At 73.5% G+C, this 15248-nt stretch carries 5 protein-coding genes and 1 pseudogene; 2 read left to right on the top strand and 4 right to left on the bottom strand.

What is annotated here, in order from left to right:
- Positions 1 to 106 precede the first annotated feature (106 nt).
- Positions 107 to 1798, top strand: a pseudogene (locus DEH69_RS00795) (MFS transporter); the annotation flags it as partial.
- Positions 1799 to 1803: 5 nt separating this feature from the next.
- Positions 1804 to 2460: a TetR/AcrR family transcriptional regulator gene (locus DEH69_RS00790; RefSeq protein ID WP_113684899.1), complete on the top strand. Its 657-nt coding sequence runs from the start codon at positions 1804 to 1806 to the stop codon at positions 2458 to 2460.
- A gap of 74 nt (positions 2461 to 2534) precedes the next feature.
- Here the strand turns inward: DEH69_RS00790 and DEH69_RS00785 are convergent, their stop codons facing one another.
- From DEH69_RS00785 to DEH69_RS00770, 4 genes are all read right to left on the bottom strand, one after another.
- On the bottom strand, positions 2535 to 3332 hold the full coding sequence (locus tag DEH69_RS00785) for a thioesterase II family protein (RefSeq protein WP_113684898.1): 798 nt from the start codon (positions 3330 to 3332) through the stop codon (positions 2535 to 2537).
- A gap of 75 nt (positions 3333 to 3407) precedes the next feature.
- On the bottom strand, positions 3408 to 10550 hold the full coding sequence (locus DEH69_RS00780) for a type I polyketide synthase (RefSeq protein ID WP_113684897.1): 7143 nt from the start codon (positions 10548 to 10550) through the stop codon (positions 3408 to 3410).
- A gap of 323 nt (positions 10551 to 10873) precedes the next feature.
- Positions 10874 to 11269 (bottom strand): nuclear transport factor 2 family protein, encoded by a 396-nt coding sequence (locus tag DEH69_RS00775; protein WP_062218062.1) that lies wholly within the window; start codon positions 11267 to 11269, stop codon positions 10874 to 10876.
- A 216-nt stretch (positions 11270 to 11485) separates the two neighbouring features.
- Positions 11486 to 15235 (bottom strand): SDR family NAD(P)-dependent oxidoreductase, encoded by a 3750-nt coding sequence (locus tag DEH69_RS00770; protein WP_113684896.1) that lies wholly within the window; start codon positions 15233 to 15235, stop codon positions 11486 to 11488.
- Positions 15236 to 15248: the final 13 nt, after the last annotated feature.

The following is a 15248-nucleotide window of genomic DNA, read 5'->3' as shown; positions in this document are numbered from 1 at the left end:
AGCCGGCGTGGTCGTAGCAGTGGGAGCCGCGGGGCAACGTTGAAGCGGACCGCAGGACTTGACAGCGACTCATTTTTGACAGTTACTCTCTAATAAGAGTGACTTCCGAATGAGGTGTGTCATGAGTGCCGAACACGACCCGCCCTCCGAGGAGCGGTACGACAACCCGCGCCGCTGGTGGGCGCTTGGCGCGCTGGTCGCGTCCGCCCTGGTGCTGAGCTTCGACATCACGATCCTGAACGTCGCCCTCCCCACGCTGGCGGCCGATCTTGAGGCGAGCACCACCCAGCAGCAGTGGATCGTCGACGCGTTCCTGGTCGTCTTCGCCGCCGCGATGTTGCCGGCGGGCCTGTTGGGTGACCGGTTCGGGCGCCGCAGGATGCTGATCGTCGGCCTCACCGCGCTGCTGGCCGGCTCGGCCGTCGGCGCGCTGGTGGACAGCGCGGAGCCGCTGATCGCGGCGCGCGCGGTGATGGGGCTCGGTGCGGCGCTGGTCGCTCCGCTGGCCCTGTCCGTGGTGCCCACCCTCTTCGGCCCGGGTGAGCGGGCCAAGGCGGTCGCGGCGCTCGGCGCGGCGCTGGCGGCGGGCATGCCGCTGGGCCCGCTGGTGGGTGGCTGGTTGCTCGACCACTACTGGTGGGGCTCGATCTTCCTGGTCAATGTGCCGATGGCGGCGGCGGGCGTGCTCGCCTGTGTGCTGCTGCTGCCGGAGTCCAAGGACCCGGCGGCGCCCAGGGTGGACGCGATCAGTTCGGTGCTGGCGGTGGCCGGCCTGGCCACGCTGGTCTTCGGCGTCATCGAGGGTCCGAGCCGGGGCTGGGACGATCCGCTGGTCATCGGGACGCTGATCGGCTCGGTGCCGATCCTGGCGGGCCTGGTGCTGCGGGAGCGCAAGCGGGACCATCCGATGCTCGACGTGGGCCTGCTGCGGAACCGGGGCTTCGCGTGGAACACCGTCACGGTCGCCCTGGTCACCATGATCATGACGGGTCTGCTCTTTGTCGTCCCGCAGTATCTGCAGGCCGTGCGAGGCGCGGACGCGATGACGACGGGCGTGCAACTGATGCCGATGATGGGCGGGTTGCTGGTCGGCACGCGGATCGTGGTGCCGTTGCAGCGGGCGCTGGGCGCGCGGGCGGTGATCGTGGCCGGTCTGGTGGTGCTGGCGGCGGCCGGCATCGTCGGCAGCACCACGGAGGCGGGTTCGGGCTATGGCCTGACGGCGACCTGGCTGACCATCACCGGCGTGGGCGCGGGCCTAGCGCTGGTGCCCGCGATGGACACGGCGCTTGAACATCTGCCGTCGGACCGGGCTGGCGTCGGCTCGGGCATGTTGATGACCACCCGGCAGCTGGGCAGCGCGATCGGAGTGGCGCTGCTGGGCAGCCTGTTGACGCAGACGTACCAGAACCGGCTGTCGGTCGACGGTCTTCCGGAGGCCGCGGCGGATGTGGTCGGCCACTCGGTGGTGGCGGCGCATCTGGTCGCCGACGAGATCGGCGGCACGGCCGGGGCTGGCCTGGTTGATTCGGCCAACTCGGCCTTTATGGACGGAATGAGCCTGAGCCTGTTGGTGAGCGCGGGTGCCGCGCTGGTGACGGCGCTGCTCGCCGGGCTGCTGCTGCCGTCCCGCCCGCCGGAGCGGGCCGATGAGCCGTCGAAGGAGCCGTCATCGGAGAGCGACGGCGGGGGCTCGGACGGTGCGACGGTGAGCGCCCCTCGGGACGGCGAGCCGGGCGCGGCCAAGTCCGTCGGCGGTGCCGGCCTGGCCAGCGGCGACTCCGAGCGCGAAGAATAAGCCGCATGAGTGCCACGTCCGTACCGCACACCCCCGCCGTTTCCGGTCCCAGAACGGATCTGCGGGAGCGGAAGAAGCTCCGTACCCGCCAGGCGATCTGGGACGCCGCCTACCGGCTCTTCGCCGAGCGCGGCTATGACGCGACCCGGGTGGATCAGATCGCCGAGGCAGCCGAGGTCTCCGTCAGCACCGTGTTCCGCTACTTCCCGACCAAGGAGGACATCGTGCTCTCCGAGGGTTCGGGGCGGGTGGAGCCCGTGATGGAGGCCGCGATGCTGGCCCGGCCAGCGGAGGAGGCGCCGTTGACGGCGCTGCGGGCGGCGATCCACGAGACGTTGGCGCGGCTTTCGGAGCAGCCGGAGGCGTTCGCCAAGGTGGAGCAGCGGATGCGGCTGATCGCGACGGTGCCGGCGCTCAGGTCCCGGATGCAGGAGAACCTGGCGACGACAACGGAGTATCTGACCAGGGCCCTATCGGAGCGCACCGGCTATCCCATCGACAGCCTGGAGCTGCGGGTCTTTGTCGGCGCCGTGATCGGCGGGTTCAGGGAGACGTTGATGTACTGGGCCTCCCAGGAGCGTCCCGAGGATCTGCGGCTGATCATCGACCGGGCGATCGACGTTCTGGAGACCGATCTCGCCTCCCAGCTCGGGCCCGCCTAACGGGCCCGCACAGACCGGATCCCTGGCCGTGGGCGCCCACGGCCAGGGATCCGCCCCTTTCCCCATCCGCCCCGTCAGCGGGTGGCGGCGCCGGCCCGGTGTTCGAACGCGGCGATGCTGGCGGCGACGGCGTCGGCGACCTGGGACCACTGCTCGCTGAGGTAGAAGTGGCCGCCGGGGAAGACCCGCAGATCGAAGGCGGCGGTGGTGTGGCGGCCCCAGGGCGCCATCTGTTCGACGGGCGCCCTTGCGTCGTCGACGCCGACCAACGCCGTGACGGGGCAGTCGAGTTCACGCCCTGCGCGGTGGCGGTAGCTCTCCACGGCGCGGTAGTCGGCCCGCAGTGCCGGCAGGATCATCTCCAGCACCTCCTGGTCCTCCAGCAGGCTGGAGGCGGTGCCGCTGAGTTCCCGTAGCGCGTCGATCAGTTCGGCGTCGCCACGCTGGTGCACCGTGTCGGGAACGTGTACGGAGGGCGCGCGGCGGCCGGAGGCGATCAGCCCGAGGAGCGGGATATCGGTCTCGGCCTCCAGGCGGCGCGCCACCTCGTAGGCGATGACGGCTCCCATGCTGTGCCCGAAGAGCACCAGCGGCTGCTCGCCGCCGCCCTGTCGCAGCTCCTCGAAGATCCGGTCGGCCAGCGCCTCGATGCTGGTCAGCGGCGTCTCGTTGAGCCGGTCCTGACGGCCCGGGTACTGCACCGCCCGCACGTCGGCGACGCCGTCGACGCCGCCGAGGCGGGCGGCCAGCGGATAGTAGAACCAGGCCGCGCCGCCAGCGTGCGGGAAGCAGAGCAGCCGCAGCCGACCGCTGGAGTACTCCGCTCCGAAGCCGCGTATCCACAGGTCACCTGAGTCGTGGGCGAGTGCCATGGGGTTCTTCCTCACTCCTTGGGTCGGCCCCGGGCGCCTGTTGGCGCCGTGCGCCCGGGGCCGGTGGGGATGGGGTCAGCCCGCCGCGACGACGGTGTCGGGGAGCCCGGCCAGCGAGGTGTGGAGCCAGTAGCGCTCCCGCTGGAAGGGGTAGGTCGGCAGGTCGACGGCGCCCGCTGGCACGTCGGCGAATACCCGGCGCCAGTCCAGCGGAACGCCGGCGGTGTGCAGCCGGGCCAGCGCGGTCAGCAGCGCTCGGTCGGGGTGCGGGCCCGCGACGGGGGCCGCGTGGGCCCGCTCGTCCGCCGAGGCGGTGCCGCCCAGCAGCAGGGGGACACCGGCGTGCGCCGTGGTCGGCGGGGCGATTGGCTCGGGCGCCGACCAGGCCGCGTCCCAGTAAGCGGCGGACCGCAGTTCGGCCGGGTCGACCGGATCGCCGGTGACCGGGTGGGTGACGGGGGCCAGCGGCGCCCGCCAGTCCAGGCCGGCCAGCGTCGACGCGGTGACGCCCCGCCCGTCGGCCAGGGTCAGCAGCAGCGTGACCCCGTCGGCCGGATCGAGCGCCTCGGCGGCCAGCGCGGCGACGACGGCGCCCGGGCCACGGCCGCCGACGGAGGCCACCGGCACCTCCCACTCCCGCAGCAGCCGGAAGAGGGCGTACTCGACGGCGAACGAGGCGGCAAGGCCGGGCGGGGAGCCGCTGTCGGGCGCGCCGGCGTCGGGGGTGCCGGGGCTGAGCAGCGTGTCGAGCACCGATGTCGGCAGCTTCGGGTCGAGTTGGGCGCAGATCGCGTCCAACGCGTCGGCGAACGGCCGGTGTTGGGCGTAGAGGGCGGCGATGTCCACGGGGACGGCGCCGGCCCCGACGCAGAGCACGGCCGCGGCCCGTTCCCCTCGGGGGGCGACGCCGGTCAGCACGGCCGGATGGTCGCCGCCGTCGGCGATGGCGGCGAGACCGTCGAGCAGTTCCGCCCGGTCGTCGGTGAGCAGCACCGCCCGGTGGGCGAACGGGGTGCGGCCCACCGCCTGGGTCCAGGCGGTGTCGGCCAGCGCCGTGTCCGGCGCGGCCAGCAGCCTGGCCCGCAGCCGGGCGGCCTGCTGCCGCAGCGCCGTCTCGTCCCTGGCCGTCAGCGGCAGCGGCAGCAGCCGACCATCGGCATGAGAGGCCGTCAACTCCTCGGTCTCTTCGGGTTGTTCGAGGATGACATGGACCTTGGTGCCGCTGGCGCCGAACGAGGAGACGCCGGCGCGGCGGGGTCGGCCGGTCGCCGGCCAGGGGATGGTCTTGGTGAGCAGCCGCACGCCGCCCTCGGACCATTCGACGCGGCTGGACGGCTCGTCGGAGTGGAGCAGTCGCGGCAGCACCCCGTGGTGCATGCAGAGCACCGTCTTGATGACGCCGATGACGCCCGAGGCGGCCTGCGGATGCGCGATATTGGACTTCACGGTGCCCAGCCACAGCGGCCGGTCGGCGTCCCGACCCGCGCCATAGACCGACATCAGGGCCTGCGCCTCGATGGCGTCACCCAGTTCGGTGCCGGTGCCATGGCCCTCGACGACGTCGATCTCGTGGGGCCCCAGCCCGGCGTTGGCCAGCGCCTGGCGCAACATCCGTTGCTGGGAAGGGCCGTTGGGGGCGCCGAGGCCGTTGCTCGCGCCGTTGTGGTTGATGGCGGTGCCCCGGATCACGGCGAGCACCCGGTGGCCTCGCTCCCGCGCGGTGGAGAGGCGTTCCACCACCAGCACGCCGGCGCCCTCGCCCCAGCCGGTGCCGTCGGCGTCCTCCGCATAGGACTTGCAGCGGCCGTCCTCGGCGGCACCGACGCCCATGCCCGGGGAGACCGCCGGGTTGGCCAGCACGGACGCGCCGCCGACCAGCGCCATCCCGCAGTCGCCCTGCCGTACCGCCTGGCAGGCGAGATGCAGTGCGACGGAGGACGAGGAGCAGCCGGTGTCCAGGGTCAGCACGGGGCCTTCGAGGCCGAGAGTGTAGGCGATGCGGCCGGCGGCCAGCGCCGGGGAGACGCCGCCGTTGAGGTGCGGACGGCTCTCGTCCGGCACCTCCTGGAGGCCCGTCCAGTAGCCCTGCGAGAAGGAGCCGACAAAGACGCCCACGGGCTCGCCGCGCAGCGATCCGGGGGCGACGCCGGCGCGTTCGACGGCCTCCCAGGACATTTCGAGGAGCAGCCGGTGTTGCGGGTCCATGGCCAGCGCCTCGTGGTCGGGGATACCGAAGAACGAGGCGTCGAACGAGGCGGCGTCGCGCAGGAATCCGCCCTGCCGCACATAGCGCATGCCGGGCACGTCGACTCCGGCTTCGATCAGCCCGTCAACGTTCCAGCCCCGGTCGGTGGGCAGCCCGCCGACGGCGTCGCGTTCGTCGACGATCAGCTGCCACAGCGCGTCCGGGTCGTCGACGCCGCCGGGCAGCCGACAGGCCATGCCGACGATGACGACGGGGTCGTCGTCGGTGGCGGCGGCTTGGGCGGGGGCGGTGGCGAGAGCGGGCTGATCGTCGCCGTCGTCGAGTCCTTCGATACCTTCGAGGACGAGGCCGCGCAGATGGGCGGCGAGGGCCTGCGGCGTGGGGTGGTCGAAGACCAGGGTGGCCGGCAGCTTGAGCCCGGTGTCCACGCCGAGGCGGTTGCGGAGCTCGACGGAGGTCAGGGAGTCGAAGCCCAGCTCGCGGAACGGGCGGCCAGCGTCGACCGCCTCCGGGGAGCCATGGCCGAGGACGGCCGCGATCTGCCCGGTGACCAAGTCGAGCACGGCGCGTTCCCGTTCGCCCCTGGGGAGTTGGGCCAGCCGGTCGGGCAGCGCGCCGCTCTCGCCGGGTGCGCCGGGGGCGGTGGCGGGCCGCTGTTCGGCGGCGGCCAGCAGCTGGCGGACCTCGGCCAGCTCCCCCAGATAGGGGCGCGGGCGGCTGTCGACGGTGGGCGCGCCGGCGGCCTGGCCGCCCCATTCGATATGGGCGAGGGCGACGGCGGTCTCGTCGTGGTCGAGCACCTTGCGGAAGGCGCGCAGCGCGGTCTCCGGGTCCATCTCGGCGCCGCCTCGGCGGCGCAGATGCTCCTCGGCGTCGCCCGAGGCGATGCCGCCGCCGGCCCAGTGGCCCCAGGCCACGGAGGTGGCGGGCAGGCCACGGGCGCGGCGGGCGCGGGCCAGCGCGTCGAGGTAGGCGTTGCCGGGGGCGTAGTTGCCCTGCCCGGCGACGCCGAAGAGGCCGGCGAACGAGGAGAACAACACAAAGGTGGAGACGTCGAGTTCGGCCGTCAGCTCGTCCAGATGGGCGGCGCCGCGGACCTTGACCCGTTCCACCCGCTCCAGTTGGGCGGGGGTCAGGGAGTCGATGACGCCGTCGTCCAGCACTGCGGCGGTGTGCACCACGGTGCGCAGCGGCAGCTCGGCCGGGATGTCGGCGATGACGGCGGCCAGCGCGTCGCGGTCGGCGATATCGCAGGCCACCACGGTGACGCGGGAGCCCGACGCGGTGAGTTCGGCGGCCAGCTGGGCGGCGCCGGGCGCGTCGGGGCCTCGGCTGCTGAGCAGCAGCAGATGGGGGGCGCCCTCGCGGGCGAGCCAGCGGGCGACATGGCCGCCGAGGGCGCCGGTGCCGCCGGTGACCAGCGCGGTGCCCTCGGGCCGCCAGGGACGGGGCGCGCGTCCCTCGCCCCAGGCGCCGCGCACCAAGCGGTGGGCATAGACGCCGGAGCGGCGGACGGCCAGCTGGTCCTCGTGGTCGAGGCCGGCGAGGACGGCGGCCAGCCGGGCGCGGGAGCGGGGTTCGGGGGTGGCTGGCAGATCGACGAGGCCGCCCCAGCGGTCCTGGCTCTCCTCGGCGGCGACCCTGCCAAGTCCCCAGGTCTGTGCCTGGGTCGGGCTGGTCAGCGGGTCGGAAACGCCGGTGGAGACGGCGCCGCTGGTGGCGCACCACAGGGGTGCTTCGACGCCGGTGTCGGCGAGCGCCTGCAGCAGGGTGAGGGTGGCGGCGAACCCGCGTGCGGTGGACGGGTACTCGGGGTGCGGGGTCTCGTCCAGCGGCAGCAGCGACAGCACGCCGGTCAGATCGGGGACGGCGGCCGACTCGGCGGCCAGGGTGGTGGCGAGGCTGACACGGTCGGCCGTGGGGTCGATGCTGAGGCGGGCGACCCGGGCGCCGTGTTCGATCAGCGCGGTCTCGGCCTCGGCCAGCCAGGGCTGTTCGCCGCCGGTGGCGGAGACGGCCAGCAGCCAGGTGCCGGCCAGGGTGGTCCTGGCGGGTTCGGTGACGGGCCGCCAGGCGGTCTGGTAGCGCCAGGAGTCGATGACGAAGTCCTCGTCGGCGCGGCGCCGCCAGGCGGCCAACGCGGGCAGCACCTCGCGGAGTTGGTCGGGCTCCAGGTCCAGGGTGTCGGCGAGCGCCGGCAGATCCTCGTTCTCGACGGCGGCCCAGAACCGGGCCTTGGTCTCGTCGGTCTCGCCGCCCGTGTCCTTGGGGGCGGCGGACTCCAGCCAGTAGCGGGTAGCCTGGAATGGGTAGGTGGGCAGTTGGCCGCGCAGATCGCCGGTGGCCGGGGTGCCGAGCAGCGGGGTCCAGTCGATGCGGACGCCGCCGACGAACGCCTCGGCGAGCGAGGTGACAAAGCGCGCGGCACCGCCCTCGCCCCGGCGCAGCGAGCCGACGACGGCCTCGGCGCCGGCGTCCGCGACGCCGACGGCGAGCACGGGGTGGGCGCTGCACTCGACAAAGGAGTTGAAGCCCTCGCCGATCAACTCGCTGACGACGGGCGCGAATTCGACGGTCTCGCGAAGGTTGCGCACCCAGTAGTCGGCGTCCAGCGCGGCGGCGTCGATCAGTCCGCCGTCGACGGTGGAGTAGAACGGGACGCGGGCGGAGCGGGGGGCGACGGGGGCCAGGACGCGGAGCAGTTCGTCGCGGATGGACTCCACATGCGGGGAGTGCGAGGCGTAGTCGACGGCGATCCGGCGGACCCGCACCTCCTCGGCCTCATAGGCGGCGATCAGGGCGTCCAGGGCGGCGGGTTCGCCGGAGACCACGGTGGCGGACGGGCCGTTGACGGCGGCGACGGCGAGGAGTTCGGCATGCCCGTCGGCGTCCAGGCGCTGTTGGACGGTGGCGGCCGGCAGCGCGACGGACGCCATGCCGCCGCGCCCGGCGAGCCCTTCGGCGATGACCTTGCTGCGCAGCGCGACGACGCGGGCGCCGTCCTCGATGCTGAGCGCGTCGGCGACCACGGCGGCGGCGATCTCGCCCTGGGAGTGGCCGACGACGGCGGCCGGGGTGACGCCGAACGACTCCCAGAGCCGGGCCAGGGACACCATCACGGCCCAGGAGGCGGGCTGGACGACATCGACCCGGGCGAGGTCGCCGGCGAGTTCCTGCCGCAGGTCCCAGTCGACGAACGGGGCGAGCGCGGTGCCGCACTCGGTGAGCGCGGCGTCGAACGTCGGGAAGGCGTCGGCCAGTTCGAGGGCCATGCCGGACCACTGGGCGCCCTGCCCTGGGAAGACGAACACCGGTTGGGCGGCGGCCGAGCCCTCGCCGACGACCAGCTGCGGCGCCGGCTCCTCGGCGGCCAACGCGCGCAGCCCGGCGAGGAGTTCGGTGCGGGAGGCGCCGACGACCACGGCCCGCTGGTCGAGCACGGCGCGGTGGCGGTCGAGTGCGGCGGCGATCTCGCGGGGCCCGGTGGAGTCGGCGCGGTCGACAAAGGCGGCGAGCTGTTCGGCGACCCGGGCGAGGCCACCGGGGCCGCGTCCGGAGACGATCCACGGCACCACGTCGGTGGTGGCGGTCGGCGGCACCGGGGGCGGTTCGGCGGTCTCGTGCGCCTCGCCCTGTTCCAGGATGATGTGTGCGTTGGTGCCGCTGACGCCGAAGGACGACACGGCGGCGCGCCTGGCCTCGCCGGTCTCCGGCCAGGGCTCGGCCTCGGTGAGCAGCCGCACCGCGCCTGACTCCCAGTCGACATGCGGCGTCGGCTCGTCCACATGGAGGGTCTTGGGCAGCAGCCCGTGGTGAAGCGCCATCACCATCTTGATGACGCCGACGACTCCGGACGCGGCCTGGGCGTGGCCCAGGTTGGACTTGATGGAGCCGAGCCGCAGCGGCCGGTCGGTGGCGGTACGTCGGCCGTAGGTGGCGAGCAGTGCCTGGGCCTCGATGGGGTCGCCCAGGCGGGTGCCGGTGCCATGGGCCTCGACGGCGTCGACCTGGTCGACGGTCAGCCGCGCGTTGGCCAACGCCTGTCGGATCACGCGCTGTTGGGACGGTCCGTTGGGCGCGGTGAGACCATTGGACGCGCCGTCCTGGTTGACGGCGGAGCCGCGTACCACGGCCAGCACCCGGTGCCCGTTGCGCCGCGCGTCGGAGAGGCGTTCGACGAGCAGCACGCCGACGCCCTCGGACCAGCCGGTGCCGTCGGCGGCCGAGGCGAACGCCTTGCAGCGGCCGTCGGGCGAGAGTCCGCGCTGCCGGCTGAACTCCTGGAAGACGCCGGGGCTGGACATGATGGTGACGCCGCCGGCCAGGGCCAGCGAGCACTCGCCCTGCCGCAGCGCCTGCACCGCCTGGTGGAGCGCGACCAGCGACGAGGAGCAGGCGGTGTCGACGGTGACGGCCGGGCCTTCCAGGCCGAGGCTGTAGGAGACGCGGCCCGAGATGACGCTGGACGCAATGCCGGTGAGGGTGTAGCCCTGCGCCTCCTCGGGGATCTCGGCGAGGTCAGTGCCGTAGCCGGGGGCGCCAGCGCCGATGAAGACGCCGGTCCTGGAGCCCTTGAGGGTGGCGGCGTCGATCCCGGCGCGTTCGATGGCCTCCCAGGCGGCTTCGAGCAGCACCCGCTGCTGCGGTTCCATCGCCAGGGCCTCGCGGGGCGAGATCCGGAAGAACTCGGCGTCGAAGTTGACGGCGCCCTGGACGAAGCCGCCCTCCTGGGTGTAGCTGGTGCCGACGTTCTCCGGATCGGGGTCGAAGAGCCCGTCGAGGTCCCAGCCCCGGTCGCCGGGGAACGCGGAGATGGCGTCGACCTCGTCCACCACCAGTCGCCACAGGTCCTCGGGGGAACGCACGCCGCCGGGGTAGCGGCAGGCCATGCCGACGATGGCGACGGGTTCGCTGAGGGCGGCGGTCAGTTCGTCGTTCTGCTGCCGCAGGTTCTCCACTTCCATCAGCGACGCCCGGAGGGCCTCGACGAGTTGCTCGGGCGATGTGGTCATTGCTGTCTCCGCTCTCGGAACCGCTTCGGGGACTCGTGCTGGTGGAGCGCCGTGGGTACGGCGTGCCGAGCGAGCCCGCGCTCCCCTGCGCGGGCTTCGGCGGGTCGGCGCGCCCCGGGCGGGGCCCGGCCGTCGTCGGAACGCGGGCCAGCCGGGCCGGGGTCACGGCCGTGGCGAGCCGTGGGCTCGTGGGCGGACGAGGCACGCGGGGCAGACATGGCAGCTACTCCGTGGGGTGCGTGAGCGGCACGGAACGAGCGGTGGGGAGCGCGGGAGCGACGGGGGCGGCCCCGTGAAATGGGCTCAGCTCAGGTCAGCTCAGGTCAGCTCAGGGGCGTGATGTCCGTCATGCCCCAGTAGGCGTTCATCTCCTCGATCAGGCCGTCGTCGCCGATCCGGAACGTACAGATGACATTGACGTCGAGCCGGCCACCCTTGGGGTCCAGCGGGTTGTTGATGGTGGCCTTCAGCGGGATCGCGACGCTGGCGCCGTCCTGCGCGCCGATCGGCTCGCCCGGCACGTCCTTGGTACCGAACTCGTTGATGACGCGCCGGAAGTAGGCGCGCAGCTCCTCGGTGCCGGTGACGGTGGGCGAGCCCACCGGGTCGGCGACCTTGGCGGACGGGGAGAACATCTTGACCACCTGGTCAACGTCGCCTGCGTTGACCCGCTCGAAGTAGTCGAGCACCACTGCCTTGCGCTGGGCGTCATCGGGCATGTCTTCTCCTGGTCTTCCTGGTGGGTTTCGGATGTCCGTGCGGGCACGGCCCGCGCGGCCACCGGACCCCTGGGCGATCCTGGGTGGCCACAGCAGCGATTCTGGGTGCCGGCGAGGGCGCGGCGGCCCGGGGTCCTCCCCAGCCGGGCCCCAGACCTTCGGACCCCGGGGTCGCCCGCGCGTTGGCCGACGCGGGCGACCCGAACCACCGTGCGGTCAGCCCTTGTTGAGGGCGCGGCTGACGAGGTCGGCCACGTCCATGGTGGCCAGCGAGGCGGCCGCGTCCCGCTTCTCCTCCGCCGGCTTCTCCCCCGCCGCTTCCTCCAGGCCGACGAGGCGGCTGACGATGCCCAGCACGCCGGCCTCGCGGAACGCGGTCACCGGGGTGGCGGCCAGGGCGGCGCGGAAGCGCTCCTCGAACAGGTCAGTCTCGTCCCGCTGTTCGGCGGCGTCCTCGGGCGCCATCTCGGTGAGCAGGTACTCCGCCAGCTCCACCGGCTTCGGGTAGTCGAAGACGGTGGTGGCGGCGAGCCGTACCCCGGTGGCGGTGGTCAGCCGGTTGCGGAGCTCCACGGCCGTCAGCGAGTCGAAGCCGGCGTCGCGGAACGGCTGGTCGGCGCCGATCCCCGCCAGATCGGTGTGGCCAAGCACCAGTGCGGCCTGCTCCCGCACCAGCTTGGTGAGGATGGTGCGCCGCTCGGGGCCCGAGGCGCCGGCCAGCCGGCTACGCAGCTTCTCCGCGTCGGCGGCCGTGGTGGCCTTGCCGGCGGCCCGGCGGGCGGGGGCCCGCACCAGGTTGCGCAGCATATGCGGCACCCCGCCGGCGGCGGCCAGCGATGTGACGGCGCCGAGGTCCAGTTGGACGGGCGCCACCACCGGCTCGTCGCTGGTGATCGCCGCGTCGAAGAGCGCCAGCGCCTCCTGGGAGGCCATCGGCCGCAGCCCGGCGCGGGCCACCCTGGCCCGGTCGCTCTCGCCCAGATCGGCCGTCATCCCGCTGGCGGCCTCCCACAGGCCCCAGGCCATCGACACGGCGGGCAGGCCCCGCTCGCGGCGGCGCACCGCGATGGAGTCCAGTGTGGTGTTGGCCGCCGCGTAGTTGGCCTGGCCGGCGCCGCCGAGCAGGCCGGAGACGGAGGAGTAGAGCACGAACTGCGACAGGTCCATGCCCGATGTCAGCTCGTCGAGATGGGTGGCCGAATCGACCTTGGCGCGGATGACCCGCTCGACCTGTTCGGTGGTGAGCGAGCCGACAACGCCGTCGTCCACCACTCCGGCGGTGTGCACCACTCCGTTCAGCGGATGCTCGGACGGCACCGAGGCCAGCAGGGTCGCCAGCTCGTCCCGGTCGGAGACATCGCAGGCCACGATGCGCGGCTTGGCGCCCAACTCGGTCAGCTCCGCGACGAGTTCGGCCGCGCCCTCGGCGGCGGGGCCCCGGCGGCTGACGATCAGCGGATGACGCACCCCGTGCCGGACCACCAGATGGCGGGCCACCAGGCGGCCGAGGGTGCCGGTGCCACCGGTGATCAGCACGGTGCCCTCGGGCTCCCAGCCGCGCGGCACCCGCAGCACCACCTTGCCGATGTGCTTGGCCTGGCTGACGAAGCGGAACGCCTCGGGCGCGTGCCGCACATCCCAGGAGCGGACGGGCAGCCGTTCCAGCGCGCCGCTCTCCAGGAGTTCCAGCACCTTCCGCAGCCAGCCGCCCATGGCGTCGACCGGCGACTCCATCAGGTCGAACGCCCGGTAGTCGACGCCGGGATGGCCCGCTGTGACGGTGTCGGCGGAGCGGATATCGGTCTTGCCCATCTCCAGGAAGCGCCCGCCGCGCGGCATCAGCTCAAGCGAGGCGTCCACGAACTCCCTGGCCAGGGAGTTGAGTACGACATCGACTCCATGCCCGTCGGTGGCCGCGAGGAAGGCGTCCCTGAAGTCGAGGGAACGGGAGGAGGCGATATGGGCGTCGTCCAGGCCGAGCCCGCGCAGCACGTCCCACTTCCCCGGGCTAGCCGTGGCGAACACCTCGGCGCCCAGATGGCGGGCCAGCTGGATCGCGGCCATGCCGACGCCGCCGGCCCCGGCGTGCACCAGCACCCGCTCGCCGGGGCGAACGTCGGCGAGTTCGACCAGACCCATCCAGGCGGTGAGGAACACCACCGGCACGGAGGCGGCCTCCTCGAAGGACCAGTCCTTGGGCACCGGCACCAGCACCCGGTAGTCGGTGGTGGCGACCGTGGCGTTGGCCTGCGGCATGATACCGAAGACCCGGTCGCCCGGGGCCAGCCCGGTGACCTTGGGGCCGACGTCGAGCACGACGCCGGCGCCCTCGCCGCCCAGCGCGGTGACATCGTGCGCCGGGACCATGCCCAACGCGGTCAGCACATCACGGAAGTTGAGCCCGGCGGCCCGCACCGCGACCCTGACCTCGCCCGCGCCGAGCGGACGCGGCGCGGGCAGCGGCGCCAGCTCCAGGTCCTCCAGCGAGCCGGAGCCACCGCGCACCGACAGGCCCCAGGCCCGTTCGGTCGGCGGCTCCAGTGTGTCGGCGGTGGCGACCCGGGCCAGCCGGGGCACCAGGGTGCCGTCGCCGCGCAGCCGCAGCTGGGTCTCGCCGGTGGCCAGGGCCTCGGCGATCCGTCGCTCGGCGGGCGCCTCCGCGTCGGAGTCCACCAGCAGGAACCGGCCCGGGTTCTCGCTCTGCGCGGAGCGGATCAGCCCCCACACCGAGGCGTGCGCCGACACATCGTGCCGGGTGACAAACGCCATCTGGGCGTCGCCCCAGTGGGTTTCGGCCAGCCAGGACCTGACCAGGGGCAGCGTGTGGTCGATGGCGCCCCGCACATCGACATCGGCCGGCACCGGGCAGATCACCAGCTCGGGTGTCGTCCCGTCGGCGAGCGCCGCGAGCTCGGCCGCGTCCCGCACGGTCGCGACCCGGGCGGCGGCCTGGCCCGCCGGCTCGCCGGCCGGCACCCAGTCGACACGGAACAGGGCGTAGGAACCGCCGACCGCCTCCCTCGGGATGTCCTTGGACATGGGGCGCAGCACCAACGAGTCGACGGTGGCGACGAGTTGGCCCGAACCGTCGGCGACGGTCAGCGCCATGGTGTCGACGCCGCCGCCCTTGGGCGTCATCCGGACCCGCAGCATGGCGGCGCCGGAGGCATGCAGTTCGACGCCGTTGAAGGCGAACGGCAGCCAGGCCCGGTCGTCGGCCTGCGTCGGGTCGGCGACCCGCAGCGCCACCGGGTGGATCGCCGCGTCCAGCAGCGCCGGGTGCAGGCCGAAGCCGCCGGTCGCGGTGCCGTCGGGCAGGGCGACCTCGGCGAAGATCTCATCGCCGCGCCGCCAGGCGGACCGCAGCCCCTGGAAGAGCGGGCCGTAGACCGTGCCGAACTCGGCCAACCTCGGGTAGAAGTCGACGAGTTCGATCTCCTCGGCGCTGGCCGGCGGCCAGACCGTCAGCTCCTCGACATCCGGCCGACCGGAGGCGACGAGGCTGCCGGTGGCGTGGCAGGTCCAGATCTCGTCCTCGCCGAAGTCGGCGGCGTCGTCCTCCCGGCTGTAGACGGAGAAGGTGCGGAAGCCCTGCTCGTCCGGCTCGCCGACGACGACCTGGAGCCGGGCGCCGCCGCGCTCGGGGATGATCAGCGGCGTCTGGAGCGTCAGCTCCTCAAGGCGGCCGCAGCCCACCTCGTCCCCGGCGCGGATCGCCATATCGACAAACGCCGTGCCGGGCAGCAACACCGCGCCGCCCACCTGGTGTTCGGCGAGCCAGGGCTGAACGGCCCGGGACAGCCGGCCGGTGAGCAACACGCCCCGGCCGTCCGCCATGGTGACGGCGGCGCCCAGGAGTTCATGCCCGGCGGGCCGCAGCCCGACCTCGCCCACGGCACCGGCACCGGCGGAGCCGCGCCGCACCCAGTAGCGGTCGCGTTGGAACGGGTAGGTCGGCAGCTCCACGGGACGCCCACCC

Origin of the sequence: Streptomyces sp. PT12 (assembly GCF_003311645.1) — a bacterium.
Lineage (GTDB): Bacteria > Actinomycetota > Actinomycetes > Streptomycetales > Streptomycetaceae > Streptomyces.
Note: the sequence above shows the minus strand (reverse complement) of the source record. Positions and strands in the feature narration are given on the sequence as shown.